The sequence below is a fragment of the Photobacterium sp. CCB-ST2H9 genome, from assembly GCF_023151555.2.
GTDB lineage: Bacteria > Pseudomonadota > Gammaproteobacteria > Enterobacterales > Vibrionaceae > Photobacterium.
In genome coordinates this window covers 1571722-1590550 of the sequence record NZ_CP100425.1, presented here as the reverse complement: position 1 = coordinate 1590550, position 18829 = coordinate 1571722, and the positions used below count along the sequence as shown (strand labels likewise).

At 50.4% G+C, this 18829-nt stretch carries 15 protein-coding genes and 1 pseudogene; 8 read left to right on the top strand and 8 right to left on the bottom strand.

Annotation, left to right across the window (positions count from 1 at the left end; all coding sequences use genetic code 11):
* Window positions 1–131 precede the first annotated feature (131 nt).
* Window positions 132–1400: pseudogene (locus tag L4174_RS07600) on the top strand (multidrug effflux MFS transporter).
* Between the two features lie 148 nt (window positions 1401–1548).
* Here the strand turns inward: L4174_RS07600 and L4174_RS07595 are convergent.
* Window positions 1549–2442, bottom strand: a complete 894-nt coding sequence (locus L4174_RS07595; protein ID WP_248140051.1) for a LysR family transcriptional regulator — start codon at window positions 2440–2442, stop codon at window positions 1549–1551.
* A gap of 256 nt (window positions 2443–2698) precedes the next feature.
* Window positions 2699–4747, bottom strand: coding sequence for a TonB-dependent hemoglobin/transferrin/lactoferrin family receptor (locus L4174_RS07590; protein WP_248140049.1), 2049 nt, complete (start codon window positions 4745–4747; stop codon window positions 2699–2701).
* A gap of 343 nt (window positions 4748–5090) precedes the next feature.
* On the opposite strand from L4174_RS07590, the gene rplY reads away from it, so the two are divergent.
* Window positions 5091–5369: a 50S ribosomal protein L25 gene (rplY, locus tag L4174_RS07585; protein ID WP_036752233.1), complete on the top strand. Its 279-nt coding sequence runs from the start codon at window positions 5091–5093 to the stop codon at window positions 5367–5369.
* A 78-nt stretch (window positions 5370–5447) separates the two neighbouring features.
* Here the strand turns inward: rplY and L4174_RS07580 are convergent, their stop codons facing one another.
* Window positions 5448–5699 carry a DUF1289 domain-containing protein gene (locus L4174_RS07580; protein WP_248140047.1) on the bottom strand — a complete coding sequence of 84 codons (252 nt, stop codon included), beginning with the start codon at window positions 5697–5699 and terminating at the stop codon, window positions 5448–5450.
* Between the two features lie 422 nt (window positions 5700–6121).
* On the opposite strand from L4174_RS07580, the gene L4174_RS07575 reads away from it, so the two are divergent.
* From L4174_RS07575 to L4174_RS07555, 5 genes are all read left to right on the top strand, one after another.
* Window positions 6122–7213: a TRAP transporter substrate-binding protein gene (locus L4174_RS07575; RefSeq protein WP_248140045.1), complete on the top strand. Its 1092-nt coding sequence runs from the start codon at window positions 6122–6124 to the stop codon at window positions 7211–7213.
* Window positions 7214–7284: 71 nt separating this feature from the next.
* Window positions 7285–7809: a TRAP transporter small permease subunit gene (locus tag L4174_RS07570; RefSeq protein WP_248140043.1), complete on the top strand. Its 525-nt coding sequence runs from the start codon at window positions 7285–7287 to the stop codon at window positions 7807–7809.
* A gap of 10 nt (window positions 7810–7819) precedes the next feature.
* The gene (locus L4174_RS07565) at window positions 7820–9103 is read left to right on the top strand and encodes a TRAP transporter large permease subunit (RefSeq protein WP_248140041.1); all 1284 of its coding nucleotides are present in this window, start codon (window positions 7820–7822) and stop codon (window positions 9101–9103) included.
* Between the two features lie 138 nt (window positions 9104–9241).
* Window positions 9242–10630, top strand: a complete 1389-nt coding sequence (locus L4174_RS07560) for a cache domain-containing protein (protein ID WP_248140039.1) — start codon at window positions 9242–9244, stop codon at window positions 10628–10630.
* Window positions 10602–11243 carry a response regulator transcription factor gene (locus tag L4174_RS07555; protein ID WP_248140037.1) on the top strand — a complete coding sequence of 214 codons (642 nt, stop codon included), beginning with the start codon at window positions 10602–10604 and terminating at the stop codon, window positions 11241–11243. Before L4174_RS07560 ends, L4174_RS07555 begins: the two co-directional genes overlap by 29 nt.
* On the opposite strand, the gene L4174_RS07550 is transcribed toward L4174_RS07555, so the two are convergent.
* Window positions 11240–13642: a DNA polymerase II gene (locus L4174_RS07550; protein WP_248140035.1), complete on the bottom strand. Its 2403-nt coding sequence runs from the start codon at window positions 13640–13642 to the stop codon at window positions 11240–11242. The two genes, L4174_RS07555 and L4174_RS07550, sit on opposite strands and share 4 nt — an antisense overlap.
* Window positions 13643–13661: 19 nt before the next feature.
* Window positions 13662–14435 carry a nucleotidyltransferase domain-containing protein gene (locus tag L4174_RS07545; protein WP_248140033.1) on the bottom strand — a complete coding sequence of 258 codons (774 nt, stop codon included), beginning with the start codon at window positions 14433–14435 and terminating at the stop codon, window positions 13662–13664.
* A 200-nt stretch (window positions 14436–14635) separates the two neighbouring features.
* Between L4174_RS07545 and L4174_RS07540 the strand changes: the two genes are divergently transcribed.
* Window positions 14636–14962: an HI1450 family dsDNA-mimic protein gene (locus L4174_RS07540; protein ID WP_248140031.1), complete on the top strand. Its 327-nt coding sequence runs from the start codon at window positions 14636–14638 to the stop codon at window positions 14960–14962.
* Between the two features lie 87 nt (window positions 14963–15049).
* Here the strand turns inward: L4174_RS07540 and emrD are convergent, their stop codons facing one another.
* From emrD to L4174_RS07525, 3 genes are all read right to left on the bottom strand, one after another.
* Window positions 15050–16258: a multidrug efflux MFS transporter EmrD gene (emrD, locus tag L4174_RS07535; protein ID WP_248140029.1), complete on the bottom strand. Its 1209-nt coding sequence runs from the start codon at window positions 16256–16258 to the stop codon at window positions 15050–15052.
* 301 nt (window positions 16259–16559) lie between these two features.
* Window positions 16560–17159 carry a GTP cyclohydrolase II gene (gene ribA, locus L4174_RS07530; protein ID WP_248140027.1) on the bottom strand — a complete coding sequence of 200 codons (600 nt, stop codon included), beginning with the start codon at window positions 17157–17159 and terminating at the stop codon, window positions 16560–16562.
* A gap of 281 nt (window positions 17160–17440) precedes the next feature.
* Window positions 17441–18736: an alpha/beta fold hydrolase gene (locus L4174_RS07525; RefSeq protein ID WP_248140025.1), complete on the bottom strand. Its 1296-nt coding sequence runs from the start codon at window positions 18734–18736 to the stop codon at window positions 17441–17443.
* Window positions 18737–18829: the final 93 nt, after the last annotated feature.

Below are 18829 nucleotides of genomic sequence, written 5' to 3'. Positions count from 1 at the left end.
GAGCCTGTCGGGCAATGCGATGGGCTGATTGTTCTTCAGGTACCCTCACGCTGACTGCCGCATACCCGCAACACGTTCATACGATTCATGAGTTTTTTTCATAAACTCATTATGTTTAAGCCGATTATTCAATGAATCGTTCTTTGCTAATCTCTTCCTTACCTTCCCGTTTGAACAACTTTTATGTGGACGCTATGAACAGCACAGTTTCTCTTTCAGAAAGTCCCTCGGTGGCCTCTGGCATTCTTTTCATGTTGATTCTCGGGGCATTCATGGCGTTTACCTCATTGTCTACAGACATTTATCTTCCGGCCATGCCAACAATGGCAACGGAATTACAGGGCGATGCAGAACCCACCGTCACGGGCTTTCTGATTGGCTTTGCGATTGCTCAGCTTGTCTGGGGGCCAATCAGCGATCACATCGGGCGCCGTATTCCGCTCTTTATCGGGATGGTGTTATTTGTGATTAGCTCAGTCGGCTACGCGCTGTCCCAAAGCATTGAGCAGATCGTTTTCTGACGCGTCTTTCAGGCGCTCAGTGCGTGTACCGGGCCGATGCTTGCCCGCGCGATGATTCGTGATCTATTCACCAGCAGTAAAGCAGCGCACATGCTGTCGACTTTGGTGATTATCATGGCAGTCGCACCCATCATCGGGCCGCTGCTCGGTGGTCAGATGATCAAATTCAGCACCTGGCACGCCATCTTCTGGCTGCTTGCTGTGATTGGAACCCTGATGTTTTTCTCGCTGTTCCTGCTGCCGGAAACCCTCAGTCACGACAAGCGAGCGAAGGCCTCACTCGGCTCAGCCTTTGGCAACTATGTTGAGTTATTCAAAAATCGACCCTTTATGTGCTACACCCTGAGCCTGACCTTTTACTATATGGCAGCGTACGCGTTTGTTACCGGCTCTCCATTTGTTTACATCGATTATTACGGCGTCGAACATCAACACTACGGCTGGCTGTTCGCGGTGAATATTCTCGGTTTGATGGGGTTGAGCTTTGTAAACCGTCGTCTGGTGCACCGTTTTCGCCTTGAGAGCTTGCTCAAAGCGACCACACTGGTTGCCACTCTGAGTATTGCGGTCATGGTGGTCACAGTGAAAGCGGAGATGGGCGGGATCTGGATGATCGTCGTGCCGATATTTGTCTTCTTTTCCATGAACGGCATCATTGCCGCTTCATCAACGGCTGCGGCTCTGGATGAAGTCGAGAGCCATGCAGGCTCAGCATCAGCCGTGATCGGCGCGCTGCAATACGGCAGCGGCATCATTTTCACTCTGTTACTGGCCCATTTTCGGGACGGGACGCCGTGGACCATGACCTGGATTATCGCGCTGTTTACTGCAATCAGCGCCCTGCTGCTCTGGACCAAACGCTCCCGCAACCGGGCATGACATCCTCCACTTGGCCGAGACACACCTCGCGCGCGGCCAAGGATGCTCGCGTTTTTTCCACCAGCAGATAGCGTGAACTAAATCAGCGAGCAATCTGAGCCAGAACCGGGGGTAAACATCAATTCTGACATCCGATTCATTGCGTTCATCATTCCCGCGGGTAGCGAAGTGCCTCAACCAGCAGCTTAAAGGCCGGAGATGAAAGCTGACGATTGGCGTAGTAAAGGTAATAGCCGTCAAAGGGTGCGCACCAGTCATCCAGCACACGTTCCAGTCGGCCGCTGTCGAGATGAGTTTGCACGAGATCTTCCGGTATGTAGGTCACCCCAAGGCCAGCCAACGACGCTTCGAGACGCCCCTGTGAGCTGGTCATGACCATCTGGCCTTTGACGTTCACATTGATGACTTTACTGCCTTTCTCGAATTCCCACGCATACACCCCGCCGTAGGTTGGCAAACGAATGTTGATACAGTTGTGATTGACCAGTTCGCCCGGCGTTTGCGGTTTACCGGGCTTTTTACAGTATTCCGGCGTAGCAACCACCGCCATTCGCAATTGCGGAGAAATGGGAACTGCGATCATGTCCTGATCCAGACTTTCCCCTAAACGAATGCCCGCATCAAAGCGTTCAGACACAATATCGACCAGACCATAATTGACGCTGATTTCAACGTTGATTTCCGGATATTCGAGCAGCAGTTCGCGAACTTTAGGCCATAAAATGGTATTCACTGCGTGCTCAGCAGCCGTGATGCGAATGGTTCCTGCGGGACGCAGCTTAAACTCGTTGATCAGCTCCAGCTCCTGATCAATTTCAGAAAGCTTTGGCGCAATGGCGTTCATCAACCGTTCACCCGCTTCGATTGACGATACACTTCGCGTCGTGCGATTGAGTAACCGGACATCCAGCCGCTGCTCTAAACCCCGAACGGCGTGACTTAACGCGGACTGAGACACACCCAGCAGCACGGCCGCCTTTGTCAAACTACCTTCACGAGCGACGGTCACAAACGCCAGCAGATCGTTATCGTTTTTATTCATATTGGTAATGGACTTGATGAAATTGAGAGCGCGATAAAGGAATTCCCCAACCATTCTAACGAAGCATTCCGTCCCCATAATCATAGAAAGCCAAACACCCTTATGAAATGAATTCATCAATCGCCGTAAAACATCAAGCACCGTAAATACTGTGATGCCGCCTTAGTTGAACCGGGTCATCAGCTCACAAAGGAAACGGAATCAAAAAAGCCGCACGAGAGTGCGGCTTTGAATCACAAACAGATATTCATATATTTTAGAAAGTGTATTGCGCCGACAGTCGGAAAGAACGCCCTGGTTGATAGACCTGATTCCATGCAATGCGATAGTTTTCATCAAACGCATTCGCGACGGTGAAATCGACTTTCAGGCCATCCAGACTCGACATCGGCTCCCAGCTCGCATAGAAATCCGCCGTTTGATAACCCTGATAAGTCTCACCTTCTTTCACACGGTCCTGATCGCTGACAAACATCACCCGTGTACCAACGTTGGTATCAATTTGCCAGAAACCATATTCAAGCTGAGCGACCCATTTGTCAGCCGGGACATTCTCCAGCCATGAGCCATCTGCTTTATCTTTACCGCGTGTCTGGCCATAAGACAGACCCGCCGTCAGATTTTCAATCTGATAAACCGCCGACAGTTCATAACCTTCCAGTTCTGCACGATCCACGTTGACAGAACGGCTCGTTCCGGCACAACCAATCCCTGAGCCACTTCCCATGATGCAACCCATCATTGCCTGATTACCGGGTACGTCAACTTCCAGATTGATGAAATCTTTCACCTCATTGCGGAAAACCGCAGCTGTCAGGCTCAGCTTGTCTTCAGCCAGCAGGTTTTCGAAATCAAATTGACCTTTCAACTCAATATTCTTCGCTTTCTCGGGTTTCAAATCCGAGTTTGGAATGAAGGTGTTCGTAACCGGCCCAATCCCCGGAATGCTGAACATCGTAAAGTGAGTGCCGTCGGTAAAGAGTTCTGTGGTGCTCGGTGCACGGAATGCCTCATCATATCGCAAAGACCACTGCATCCAGGAAGCGGCCTGCCAGCTGATACCGGCAGAAGGTGACAGCGCGGATTCGTCGTTGTCCTGATAACCATCCGCTTCAGAGGTAAAGGTGTCGTAACGTAAGCCGGCATCCAGGCCAATGCTGTTCGTCAGTGCATAATTCACATAAGCGAAAGCACCCAGTGTTGTGGTTTCAGCACCGTCCGGGGGTGTCGGACGTCCTTGCTCTCCTTCGCCTCGTTTGGCATTCAGTTTATCCTGATAGCCGTCAAGCCCGGTATAAAGCTGAACATCCCCTGCCTTCGACAGGTTCGTCACTTTAAAGCCGAGCGTGGTGATCTTACTCAGATCTTTCCCGTTCCCCGTGGTGGCGGTTTCAGAGATCTCGGACAGATTATGGTAAACACTGACGTCCAGATTGATCAGCTCGCTCGACGGGTTCAGGTTGTAACTCAGGGTGATATTCTGATCCTTCGTATCACGATCAATCAGTGTGTCAGCCGCAGCAGGATCGGTCGAGCCCACAACCGGCGGGTGTCCGTCTCGATCAGAATAGCGCAGACTGAGACCAAGGCGATTGGCTGCATTTGCCTGCCAGTTCAGTTTCGCCAGACCTGTCGTATCTTTCGACTCAGTCCCGTACAGTTTGTGACCGTTACCCTGCTCCATTGCACCCGTGTCACGTGTGCTTCCGGCCAGCAGCCAATTGATGCGGTCAGACTGACTGGCAATCGCAGCAGCGTTTGTCCAGACATCCCCATTGTCCTGATAACCGGTTTTAATTCGGCCACCCAGCCCCTGACCATCAACAATATCCGCAGCATTGATCGTATTTTGAATCACCACGCCGCCAATTGCGCCGGAGCCATACAGGGAACTGATCGGGCCCTTAATCACTTTCACTTCACTGAGCAAAGAAGGATCCAGGAAATAAGATGGTCTGTGGTCAAAGCTGAAGTTCTGGCGGTTGCCATCAACGACCTGCAGGATTTTATTATCCTGTAAGCCACGAATGTTCACCGACTGATTTCCCGGTACATTGCCGCCGACCACAGAAACATTGGGTTCAAATTTCAGTGCATCTGCGACTGAAGTCGGCTGGATTTCAGCCAGCTTTTTCTGATCAACCACGTCAATCGAACGTGTTTTCTCTTGTTGTGTGGCTTCCAGCCGCGATGCGGTCACAACAATCATTTCATCAGCCGCCGACGTTTTTTCCTGAGCATGCAATGTAGGTGAAAGTGCCAGCAAAACAGCGCTGGCAATCAGTGACAACTTTTTATGATTCATATTCCCTGCTATCAATTCTTTTATCAGTGAGATGATTTTCTGGAACGGATTATACAAAAGCAAATGATAATTACTATCAATATCATTGTTATCCGGATCACAGATTCAACCGGAAATAAGATCTATTCGCATTTATTGATCTCTTTCAACAAGGAGGGTCTTGAGGGGCCTACCGTACAGATCGCTGAACGATTGCTGGCTTTTTAACACCTCAGAAAGCGCTTGAAAGAAATATGCTTGTCAGTTTGATGGATGGGTGCTAGTATCCGCGCTCGATTTGACGGTATTCAGTAAGGTCGCATTACGGAATACCTTTTCATTCACTCAATTAAGAGTAAATATCATGAAATTTGAAGCACAAGTACGTTCTGACCTGGGTAAAGGTGCGAGCCGCCGCCTGCGTCACGCTAACAAGTTCCCTGCAATCATCTACGGTGGCGAAGAAGCGCCAGTTTCTATCGAACTGAACCACGATGACGTGATCAACCAAATGGACAAAGCTGCGTTCTACGAAGCAATCACTCTGGTTATCGACGGTAAAGAAGTGAACGTTAAGCCACAAGACATCCAGCGTCACCCATTCAAGCCAAAAGTTCAGCACATGGACTTCATCCGCATCTAATTGCGGTCTGGCTGAAAACGCTGAAGAAAAAGCGCCTCTCAAGGCGCTTTTTTTGTATCTCGGAACCTGAAACAGCCATCAGAACAAGCTTTGTTGCGGATTGTCAGCTTCCTGGGCAACTCCCGCTTCCAGTTCCCGCTTCCATCTGAGCAATCGCTGATACCGCTGCTTACACAGTTTAATGACATGGCGTTTCTGGTCATTATTCATTTCCTGCCAGTGGAATCGCTCTTCCCGGCTTCGCAGACACCCTTTGCAGTATCCCCGATTATTGGCCTGGCAAACACCAATACACGGACTGGGGATCGTAAAGAAATCTAACTGCTCCATTCTCAGCCCCCAATCTTTGATTCTGATCAATAAATATACACTGAGATAGTAACGAGTTCATGGTTTGAATACCAGTACGCTTTCCCACCGATCTGTCGCTGATTCAGCCTTTGAGCACAGCGTTTCATCAGTGAGCCACTTCACAGTCATTACAAATAATTAACAAAATCACGAACAGCCCATCATACGTAATCACCGCATCAGTTGACTGGCCTGACATACTTTTCTTCTTTGAAAAACAGATCCTTATCGGTGCGATACCGATGATATTCGTAAAAGTACTTAATACCTTAGTCTTACAAATCCTGTCGGGGCATCTTTAACCCTCCGTGTTATTGCGCTTGTTCACGCCTATCCTTTGTTTAATGCTTTGAATGCATAGGGTTTATCCCGCTATCACAATAAAAATGAGGACGTGAAACATGAGTCTGGTAAAACGCACTGTACGCAACGCGCTGGTTGCCGCCGGCACTGTTGCGGTTTTACTTTCCAGTACCGCCGCTTATTCCGCAGAAAAAGTCTATCGCCTGAAACTGGCTGAAACCTGGGGTGCAAACTTCCCGATTTTCGGGGATACCACCAAAGCGATGGCGGCAATGGCTGAGAAAATGTCCAATGGCCGCCTGCAGATCCGGATTGATTCCGCGAACAAACACAAAGCGCCGTTCGGTGTGTTTGATATGGTCAAAGCCGGTCAGTATGACATCGGCCACTCCGCTTCTTATTACTGGAAAGGCAAAGTACCGAACACCCTTTATTTCTCCACGATGCCATTCGGTATGGTTGCCGCTGAACAGTACGCCTGGTTCTACCACGGCGGTGGTATGGAACTGATGGAAAAGGTATACGGCCCGCACAATCTGCTGTCGTTCCCCGGCGGAAACACGGGCGTTCAGATGGGGGGATGGTTCCAGAAAGAAATCAAATCCGTTGATGACCTGAAAGGTCTGAAAATGCGTATTCCTGGTTTTGCGGGTGAAGTTCTGGCCAAACTGGGAGCCAGCCCGACCAATATCGCCCCCGGTGAGCTCTATACAGCACTGGAGCGTCGTACCATTGATGCGCTGGAGTGGGTCGGCCCGGGTCTGGACCTGCGAATGGGTTTTCACAAAATCGCCCCTTATTACTACACCGGCTGGCATGAACCGGCCACTGAGCTGCAATTCTTAGTCAACAAACGCTCTTGGGAGCGCCTGCCAGAAGATCTTCAGGAAATTCTGCGCGTTGCGATGCGCCTGTCTGCCTACGATATGTATATTCTGAACACCCATGCCAGTGCAGAAAACTGGTCAACCATGAAAAAAGAATATCCGAATATCAAGGTGATGCACTTCCCGGATGATGTCATGGCGGCAATCCGCAAAGCCAATGACGAGCTGCTGGCTGAGCAGGCAGCAAAAGATCCGCTGGCGAAAGAAATCCTGGAATCACAAGCGGCTTATCTGAAGAAAGCCCGTGAATGGACCCTGATTGCCGATAAAGCTTACCTCGACAGTCAGGCTCAACAGGAATAATACGAGTCGATGCGCCGGAAGTTCCGGCGCATTTGTCTTTTTCAGATATGTTGCCTCGCAACGGAGTCCTTATGCGAAGCCTGTTAGCCTTTGAGAAAATCATCAACCGGTTTTCCGATCTGCTTGGCTGGATTGCCAGCACCTTATTTATCATTCTGATGTTCAACGTCTTTTATGATGTGATCATGCGTTATGTCTTTAATTCCGTTTCTATCGCAATGCAGGAAATGGAATGGCATTTATTCTCCGCGGTTTTCTTGCTGGGTGTTCCCTTTGCACTCAAAGCCGGCGGACACGTGCGTGTGGATGTGTTCTACGAGCGCTTCAGTCCGAAAACCTGCGCCATCATCGATTTGCTGGGCTCTGTTTTCTTTCTGCTGCCTTTTTGTCTGATGGTGTTCTGGTACGGCATTGATTTTGCCAAAGAGTCCTATGCGCTCGGTGAATCCAGTGGCGACCCGGGCGGCCTGCCCTTCCGATGGCTGATTAAAAGCATGATTCCCATTTCTTTCCTGTTCATGGCGATCTCGGGGATCGGGATGATCCTCCACAACATCAACCGCCTGGTTAACCCAAGCCTGTCCCACGCAAAATAAGGAGTGTTCCGTGGTTGGTATTATTATGTTCGTCGTCGCCCTGTTTGCACTTCTGCTGGGCTTTCCTGTGGCATTTACTTTTGGCGGGATTGCCCTGCTGTTCGGGATCTGGGCTGAAGGTCCTGAAATCTTTGCCTTCATGCCTTTTCGGATCATGAGTATCATGCAAAACACGGTCTTAATGGCCGTACCGCTTTTTGTGTTCATGGGCCTTGTTTTGCAGAAAACCCGCCTTGCCGAACAATTGCTGGAATCCATGGGGAAACTCTTTGGCAGCGTGCGCGGTGGACTGGCGATTTCCACGGTACTGGTTGGCTCCTTGCTGGCAGCCTCAACCGGGGTTGTCGGCGCTTCTGTCGTTGCCATGGGTCTGATTTCTCTGCCGGTCATGATGAAATATCAGTACAGCAAAGGACTGGCAACCGGAACCATCTGTGCTTCAGGGACACTGGGACAAATCATTCCGCCATCGATTGTGCTGATCCTGTTAGGCGATGTGCTGGGTATTCCGGTCGGTGATCTGTTTCAGTCAGCGATCTGGCCCGGGATTGCGCTGGTCTTGGCGTATATTGTTTACATCGTGATATACAGCTGGCTGAATCCGGAAGCTGCACGTCCGATGGACAGAGATCCCAACCAATCCCGCCAGCAGGAAATCTTCATTGCCCTGAAAGCGGTACTGCCACCGCTGGCGCTCATTATCGTGGTGCTGGGCTCCATCTTTGCAGGTATTGCAACCCCGACTGAATCTGCAGCGCTGGGTGGCATAGGTGCAGTCGTTCTTTCCGTCCTTTATCGCCAGTTTTCCTGGCGCATGCTGTACGACAGCGCATTCGAAACCGTTAAAGTCACCGCCATGGTCTTTGGTATCTTGCTGGGCGCGACCGCCTTCTCCATGGCCTTTACCTATACCGGCGGGGATTATCTGGTCGAAGAATGGATGATGGCTTTGCCGGGTGAGCAATGGAGCTTCCTGATCCTCACCATGCTGATCATTCTGATTCTGGGCTTCTTTATCGATTTTGTTGAAATCTGTTTTATCGTCGTGCCGATTCTGGCACCCATCGCCGATACCATGGGCATCAACATGCTCTGGTTCGCGATTCTGGTTGCGATGAACCTGCAAACATCGTTCCTGACGCCGCCATTTGGTTTCAGTCTGTTCTATCTGAAAGGCGTGGCACCTGAAGGCATATCGACCCGGGACATCTACAAAGGCGTATTGCCCTTTATTTCAATTCAGATCCTGATTTTAGCGACAGTGTTGCTCTTCCCGGGCTTCTACGGCCTGTAACCATCCATGAAAACAGACAAATATAGAGCTGGCTGGCACTTTTCTCACAAAGTGCCACCTTTTTTCTTTGTTCCTGTATACAAATTGTTAACATTCAGGGCATCCCGAAAACCGCTGACCAAGCAGGTGCTGGTAACCATGCCACTGAAAGTGAAGCTGATTCTTCTCACGCTCCTCCCCTTACTGCTGATCAGTGCTGCCATCAGCTGGATCGCGATTCATCAGGCACAATCTCTTGGTCAGAAAGAAATCGCGACGTTTCGGGCAAACCTGATTGCCGCAAAAGAGCAGGCTCTGAAAGATACGGTGGATCTGGCACTCGACAGCATCCACCATCTCTATCACAACGCCGGACCCGATGATGAAAAAGCCAAGACCGAAGTCAAACGGATACTGAACGATCTCCGCTACGGCGACGATGGCTACTTTTTCGTCTACCACGAAAACGGAACCAATCTGGCGCACCCGGTTCTGCCTGAACTGGTCGGCAAAAACCTGTTGGATCTGCAGGATAAGAATGGGGATTACCTGATTCGGGCACTGATCAACACTGCCAAATCAGGCGGAGGTTTTCATCAGTACCTGTGGCATAAACCATCAAGCGATCAGGTTGTCACTAAACTCAGCTATGCTGCCTGGCTGCCTAAATGGCACTGGATGGTGGGCACAGGGCTCTACATTGAAGATGTTGCCCACCAGATGACACGGGTTGAACAAAGCGTACAAGCCAATATCCGGACGACGTTCATTTCCGTGATCGTGCTGGTTGCCATCACGACTTTACTCATTCTGATCACAACCCTTGCGATTAACCTGCATGAACACCGGCTGGCCGACAGTCGGCTGAAAGAGCTGGCTCATAAAACCGTGATGTTTCAGGAAGAGGAAAAAAAGCACGTTGCCCGGGAACTGCATGACGGCGTCAATCAGCTGCTGGTATCAGGAAAGTGCCACCTTGAGTTACTGAAAGACAAAATGACTCAGTCTGATGTTGAGCAGGCATTGAGTCACCGGGCTTTAAGTGAAAACGCTATTTTGCAGGCAATTTCCGAATTAAGACGAATTTCACACAATTTACGGCCCAGTTCATTGGATGATATTGGGCTGGCCGCTGCACTGGAGCATCTGCTGAATGACTTTTCTGCATCGACTGACATTCAGGTCAGTCACGCTCTGGAGCTCGGGTCACTGACATTACCCACAGATGTGATGACAACGCTGTATCGTGTGGCACAGGAATCTCTGGTGAATATCAGTAAGCATGCCCGCTCAGACCGGATTGAGATGACATTATCCGTAATTCAGAAAAACCTGCAGTTTATCATCCGGGATCATGGTGTGGGTTTTCATGTTCAACAAGCCATGAATGGCAAGGGCATTGGCCTTCGTAATATGCGGGAGCGACTGGAATTTCTGGGCGGTGAACTGGATATCAGCAGTGAACCCGGTGAAGGCACGGAAATTCTGGTCAACCTTCCGCTTCAGGGAATAGAAAGTTATGGCAAAGATCCAGGTGTTACTGGTTGATGATCACCAGGTGGTCATGGAAGGCTTTAAAGCCAGGCTGGACAACGAAACCAACATTGAAGTCGTGGCAACCGCTGCAAACGGCGCCGAAGCGCTGAAACAGGCTGCCCGGCACCGGCCTGATGTCGTTCTGATGGATATCAGCATGCCGGAAATGAACGGTATTGAAGCGACCCGTTTCTTCCGGCGCGATTATCCGGACATCAAAGTGCTGATCCTGACCATGCACGATAACCGGGAGTATATTCTTCAGGTGATGCAGGCCGGGGCCAGCGGTTACATTCTCAAAGAAGTCTCCGCGGAAGAAATGGTCCAGGCAATTGAAGCCGTTCATCAGGGAGGCAGTTATTTTTGTCGTCTGGTGGCTGAGACGTTGTTTTCTGCGCCCATCGAACAGTCAGCGCCTGCCGCAATGGCAGTCACAGCGCTCAGCCGCCGGGAAGAAACCATTCTCAGGCTGGTTGCTTTAGGTAAAAGCAGTAAGAAGATCGCTCAGGAACTGGGGATCAGTACCCGTACGGTAGAAACCCATCGCCAGAATATCAAACATAAACTCAACATGAGTTCTACCGCTGAACTGACTGCGTATGCGGTCAAAGAAAATCTGATTTAGAACAGCCCCAGCTGCGGGGCAATGATGTCATCAAAATGCCGGCCGATAAAAGGCAGAATCCCGTCCGCGATTGGTTTGAGCTGTTTCTCAATGTAATGGTCATAATCAATGGGACTTTGTCTGGCTTCCACGGGTTCAGGACCATGCGTTGTGATCACATATTCAATCCATCCGCCGGTTTGATACTGAAGCGGTCGGCCCAGTTGCTGATTTACTTCATCGGCCCGGCGTGCAGCACGCACATGAGGCGGGACATTTTTTTGATACTCAGATAAGTGACGTCGTAACCTTTTACGGTAAATCAGCTTGTCATCAAACAGTCCCTGCCCGGCCTGCTCAACATACTGGCGTACATATTCTTCGACATCTTCCTGGTGAAAAACCTTACGGTACAGCGTCTGCTGAAATTCCTGCGCCAGCGGCGTCCAGTCGGTGCGAACCGTTTCCAGTCCCTTAAATACCATTTCTTCCACACCATCCCGGATCACAAGACCGGCATACCGTTTTTTGCTGCCGGTTTCCTGTCCCCGGATCGTTGGCATCAGAAATTTGTGGTAATGCGTTTCATATTCCAGTTCCAGCGCTGATTCCAGGTGATAGGTCTCTTTGAGATACGCGGTCCACCATTGATTCATCTCCGTCACCAGCCTGTGACCAATCGCATCCGCTTCTTCACCACTGTGTGCTTTCTTCAGCGACACAAAGGTTGAGTCCGTATCTCCATAAATCACCTCAAACCCTTGTTCCTCGATGCGCTCACGGGTCATTTTCATGATCTCATGACCCCGCATGGTGATTGAAGAAGCCAGACGATGATCGAAAAATCGGCAACCGGAAGAACCCAGCACGCCATAGAAGGAATTCATGATGATTTTGATGGCCTGAGAAAATGCTTTTTCACCGTCACGTTTCGCCTGATCCCGGGCCGCCCAGAGTGCTTCAATCATCTCCGGCAGGAAATGTTTCTCACGATGGAAACGACCGCCCCGGAAACCGGCAATCGCCTGATCATCCGCCTTGCCTTCTTCCAGCAGCAAGCCTTCAACCAGCCCCATCGGATCGATCCGGAAGGTACGGATAATGGAGGGATACAGCGATTTAAAGTCCAGCACCAGTACGGAATCATACAGGCCCGGTTTGGAATCCATCACATAGCCGCCAGGGCTCGCAATCCAGTTTTCACTTTCCAGATTCGGCGCCACATACCCGGCACGATGCAGTTGAGGCAGATACAAATTGGTAAACGCTGCAACAGAGCCTCCGACTCTGTCGAGCTCCACCCCGGTCAGACGGCTTCGTTCTATCGCAAACGCCAGCAAATGGGTTTTCTCAAATATCCGGGTGACCAGTTTGCAGTCCTGCAAGTTGTAACGGGCCAGTGAAACTTTGTCTTCACGGAACATCTGATTGATTTCAGCCATTCTGTCGTACACATTATGAATGGCTTTCCCTTCACCCAGCAGCTCCTGAGACACAGATTCCAGCGACCAGGAACGGAAGTTATACGTTGCGGTCTTCAGGGTATCAATGCCATCCATCACAACCCGGCCCGGAATCGAGATAAAGCCTGAATTCGGATTCTGGCTGGACTGCCGCCAGTGCGGGGTCTGCTGACCGCGGCCGATACGAAACGGCAGTTTATGCCACTCAGCCCGCTTCATCAGCAGACGGAAGTCAAAATCAATCACACTCCAGCCGATGATCACATCCGGATCATACTGCGTAAACCAATCCTGAAGCGCAAGCAGTAAGGCCTTTTCATCACTGACCCACTGAATCCAAGCCAGCGCAGATTCATCCGGGCTCGCGGGCTGACCCACCATGATCACCCTGCTGTCCGAGTCACTGTGCAGACCGACGGAATACAAAATGCCTTTTTCGGAACACTCGATATCCAGCGACACCACTGAAAGCGAAGGCTGATGATCCGCCGCTTTGGCTTTCACCTGATGAAATTCCCGATACCCGTTTCTGGTGGTCATCTGCCCCGTAAAAGCAATTCCTCCCCGGATAAAGCGTTCCATTAAATAGCGATCGGCCAGACGAATATCATCTTCGTAGACCCGGATGCCTTCCGCAGCCAGCAAAGTTCCCACCTGCAAGCCGGCACTGATCGTCGGGGTATAGCAGGCCGACATGGTCTGATGCTGAAAATTCTGCATCTCCAGGGTTCGCCAGGTGACCATCACACTCTGTTGCGCCAGAACTTCCTGTGCCCGTGGCTGATCCGTGGCTGAAATGAAACAAACCGGTTTGTCCGCTTCCACAATCAGCTGACAAGGGCCCTGCTCTGTCTTTACCCAGAGTGTAATTTGCGTTTGTCCGCGGACATCTCTGCTTTGACGGGTCAGTACGAAACCTGCATCTTGCTGGCTCTGGCGGGTAAAACTTGAATTCATCTGCGTTCTGTCTGTTGGATCAGCCGATCTTACGTTCAATTTTCTGCCACTCTTCGGCCAGCCATAGACCAAAATGCTGCATCAAAAAGAGCGTCGCTTTTTTAGGGACCTGGGTGCGATTTGCCAGCATGGCTGCCCGCTCTGCATCCAGAGCTTTGTCCGGATAAACTTTCAGAAAGCAGGCCGTCGCGTCTTTCAATGACAGTGCCAGTGTTTTTTCCCGGTGCATGACCAGCGTGAACCCGGTCCACAGCATTTTCTTTCCGATATATTCACAGTAGTCAAGATAATGCGCCATCACGCGGGTTTTCGTAATTTTCTGCCGGTACTCAGTGAGTATGGGTTCGAGCGGACCATTGAAGGATTTTGCCGCATCCCAGCTGGGTTCAAAATCACCAAAACTGTCTGATAAATCCTGTCCACTGATACAGATGCAGCAGTGCCGGAGCCAGATGCCCCACTGAAATATCCCTTCCAGAGACAACACTTCACTGCGCAATGCCTGTCTGATATCAATTCGGGTCACGGCTTTATGCCGTCTGGCAATGTGCCAGCTCAGGCTGTGTAACCGGCTGCTTTCCTGCTCAGTCAGCGGCCGTTCGAGAACCAGTGTCAAATTCAAATCAGATTTGCCTGGAACAGCTTCCCGCCGGGCCACACTGCCCGACAGATACACACTGTGCAAAACGCCTTTAAACAGCACTTTGAGATGCTGGAGCATTTCATGAAGGCAAGGCTGAAACACCGGTTGAAACGGTTGACGATTATCAAGAATGGGAAGAAGAGAAGCCAAAAATCTGTTTCCTGAATCACAACTCAATCTGCCAGCATCATAGCATGAAAGTCGTTCAGGGATGGGGATATAGCGATTCAACCGCTGAAATCAGCAGCGCCTTCACGGTTCTGTCCGCAGATCAATCTTTCTCGCAGATAGCCTTTCCCCCATGGAGCTTGTTATACTGCGCGTTCCAATGAACTAAGATTGACCGATACATGAATAATTCAGAACTGATTTCATACGACGATGTCATCGAAGCCGCTTACGATATTTTTCTCGAAATGGCGCAAGACAGCCTCGAACCCGCCGATGTCCTGCTGTTTACAGCACAATTTGATGACCGTGGTGCAGCCGAAGTTGTCGAAACCGGCAGTGACTGGCCAGAACACGTCGGCTTCCCCGTTGAAGGCGAAGAATATGCTGAAGTACGCATCGGTCTGGTCAATGAAGCAAATGACGAACTGGATGACGTGTTCGCCCGTTTGCTCATCAGCCGCGACCCGGATCATAAGTTCTGCCACATTTTGTGGAAACGCGACTGAGTCCGAAACAAATCATACAAAAACGGCGCTGATTTCAGCGCCGTTTTTATTTCAGTCAGAGTCCGGGAATTCTCCGGACAGGCAGAGTTACACCAGAACCGGGGTTTCTTCCTGTGGGCTGCGCCTCACCCAAATGAGGCTGGCCACTGCAACCATCACCATTGCCACCATAATCGCACCCAGGCTGAACTGATCTTTTGCACTCAGCATGGATGCCACCAATGCTGCGATACCAGCGCCCAGGTTTTGCAAACCGCCGAGCACCGCTCCCGCCGTACCGGCATGGTACGGGAATGGCTCAACCGCAGCAGTCGTGGTTACCGGGAAAATCACACCCGAGCCAATAAAATACAGGAACGCACCGCCAATCAGAGAACTGACTGTCACCATACCTGCCAAACCCGGCAACAGAATGGTCAGAGCCCCGAAGCTCAGTGCGGCAAGTCCCAGATACAACACGCGTTGCTGACCCATACGGTTGACCAGCTGTGAAGACAGCCAGGAGCCAAGCATATATCCCGGCAAAGGCAGCACAAACAACCAGCTGACCGTGGTTGGATCTAATTTCAAAACGTTACCGAGTAAAACACCCGCTGCCGCTTCAAAGACCGCTAATCCTGCAAAGGTTGCAACCAGACAAAGCACATACCCCTGAAACTTGCGATTTCCAAGCACATATTTATAGCTGGTCGTCACACGCTCAACCCGACGCTTTTCCTTTGGTAGTGTCTCGGTGAACTGGCTCAGGACGATCAACGTCACCGCCGCTCCCAGAACCAGTAGGAACAGGTAACTGGCAGACCAGCCAAAAGATTCGGATAAATATCCGCCCAGCACCGGAGCAATCAGCGGGGAGAAAATAACCCCCATACTGACCAGACTGTTGACCCGGTGCAGTTCTGCCCCTTCATAACAGTCACGGGTCACGGTCCGGCACATCGCTCCGCCACAACCAGTGCCCATTCCCTGAATAAAACTTGCCAGCAGGAACACCTCAAAAGTCGGCGCAAAGAGCGCCATTAAAGTGCCTGCGATAAAAATGCTCATGCCTGCCAGCATCACTGGCTTGCGTCCGATCCGATCCGACAATGGCCCGTATACAAACTGAGATAAACCATAAGGAATCAGGTAAGCCGCCATGACAGCCTGCAAGAATGCCGGTTTCACCGTGAAGGCCGCTGCCATTTGAGGAATAGCCGGCACGTACATGGTTTGGGTCATTTGCCCGACCGCTGCCAGAATGATAATCAGGAACAGTATTTTTGCCACACCGGCAGAATAAGATTGCCCGTTCACAACCTCACTCCTTACATGAATTCGAAGAGATAATGATAAATACAGGTCATCATAAAACGGCTGGGCTGAAAGAAGATTGAGAGATGGATTCAGAAATCACCATCGTCCACGAGCGCCGTTATGACAACATTTCGAGCGGGATATTATAGGCAGCCCGGCAGAACGACAAGTAAATACTGAGTTTGTCAGCACGATAGTTTATTATGATTAGGATTAGAAAAAGTAATCCAAAACCAGTGGATTTCAGGATAAAAAAAGCGAGCTCAGAAGCTCGCTGTTCACAACGTGGTCATCATCAGAGTCAGTCAAAATGGAAACGGTGTTTACCGCGGCTTGCTTTGGCACGCAGGTAATTTTCATTCCCCTCTTTCAGGTGCGCTTTCGTTCCCACCACTTCAGTGATCGAAATACCTAAAGCTTCCAGATCCTGAATTTTTTTCGGGTTATTGGTGATCAGCCGAATCGATTCAACACCGAGCGCTTTCAGCATTTGTGCAGCTTCCGTGAAATCACGTAAGTCATCGCCAAAGCCCAGGTGATTATTCGCTTCATACGTATTCATGCCCTGACTCTGCAGCAGGTAGGCATCAATCTTGTTATACAGCCCGATACCACGCCCTTCCTGGCGAAGATATAGCAGAATACCGCCTTCTTCAGCCATGCGTTCAATGGTTTCATCTAACTGCTCACCGCAGTCACAACGGGAAGAATGAAAAACATCTCCGGTCAGACATTCTGAGTGCATTCTGACCAACGGTGTCGCGTTCTGTTTGTCCGCATTTCGAAAGACGAGAGCAACGTGCTCTTTACCGGAAGCAAGGCCTTCAAAAGAGAGAATATCGGCAGGGATATGGCTGTTTACACCGACTTTAAAGGGGACTCTGGCCCTTACATTTACCATCTTGTTCTATTACCTCTCACACAATCATGGTCTGGCGACGGATGATTGCTCAGTTATCTACCGACTCAGCTCATCACACAACTGACTTCAATGCGCTGCTGGTATGGATGTGTACTGATAATATCTAAAATTATGACACTAAAACAGCCATCACCCATGACTTCTGTCGTCAGTCAACGACAATCAGTTGTTATAACATAACAAAATCATCAAAGACAACCTCAATCTACGTTGATACAAGGACATCAATACCAGCCTGCCCTTGCCTGCCAGGTCAGCTGTTAACGATGAGGCGAATCCTGTATTTCCTGAGTCATACGAATCAGGGTATCGAGAATCCGCTCGCCATCAGCGCGCAGACCGTTGTGCTCATATTCATTGGTCATCCAGGCCCGGCTGTTCGGCATGTTTGCCAGAACCTGGCGACTGTAATCAAATTCTACATACATGTCTTCGACGTAAACCGCTGCGGCTAGCGGCACTTTGTTTGCGGCCAGTTGGCTCGCATCATATAAAGCAGGCCAGTCCGACTTCTCAGCAAGCATGTTGGCGGCTTCCTGCAGAGGCTTCAGGGTTTCCAGCTGCTCAAACATCCACGGATAAACCATTTCACCGGTAAAACAGAAATCCCGGCCAGACTGATAATGGCACTGCGGAAATTCACCCCGTACCCGATGCGCCGACCAGCGTGACGCTTCATGCTGGCAATAAATAGATTCATGGAGAATCGCATAGATCGGATTGGTCTGATAAGACTGCTCAGCCAGCATGGCATTGAGGAAATTGTAACTCAGCTCAGACTGCCCGTTTACATCAACAAAGGCATTTTCCAGCTGATAATACAAATCTAAATCACCGCCGCTGCGGCCCAAATGAATCCCAATCAGCTGAAACTGTTCAACCGTAAACCGCTGACCATTGGGCAGCCTGACCTCGTTCCCCAGCAAATGATCTGCAATCCGGTTACACAGCACCTGTGCATCAGGAAAACGTCGGAAAAACGCAGCGTTTTTATCCAACAGGCGACGATATGTTGCCCTGTAGACCACATCGGCATGACCTGAAACCGGTGGGATCCCCCCGGTCACATACGCCCTTGTCAGACTTTCAGGATAATAAGACAGATAATGCAGCGTACAAAAACCGCCAAAGCTCTGGCCTAACAGCGACCACTGCTTTACGCCCAAAGCTTCACGGATGGCTTCCGCATCGCGCACAATATTATCAGCACGAAAATGACTGAGGTATTCTGCCTGCTCCAGCGCCGTCAGATCCGACAATGTTTGTGCATGAACCGGCTGACTTTGCCCTGTACCACGCTGATCCAAAAGCAACACACGGTATGTTTTCAAGGCCCGTTTCAGCCACCCGCTCTCGGCATCCGGGCGCGGAGATGGAAAACCCGGCCCACCTTGCAGGTAAACCAGCCAGGGTAAATCTGAGTGCTGCTTATCTCGGGCAACCACTTCCCGGGCAAACACCTGAATGCGGGCACCATTGGGTTGCTGATAATTCAGCGGCACCTGAAAAAAATGCGGCTGACAGTACATATCGCCGATAAAGAAACCTTGTTGCATTGATCCTCCATGATTTGGGATGAGAGTAACGAGCGCACTGTATCAGATTTCACTAAATATTGTCATTTCAGACACATCTGGTGTGGTCATGCA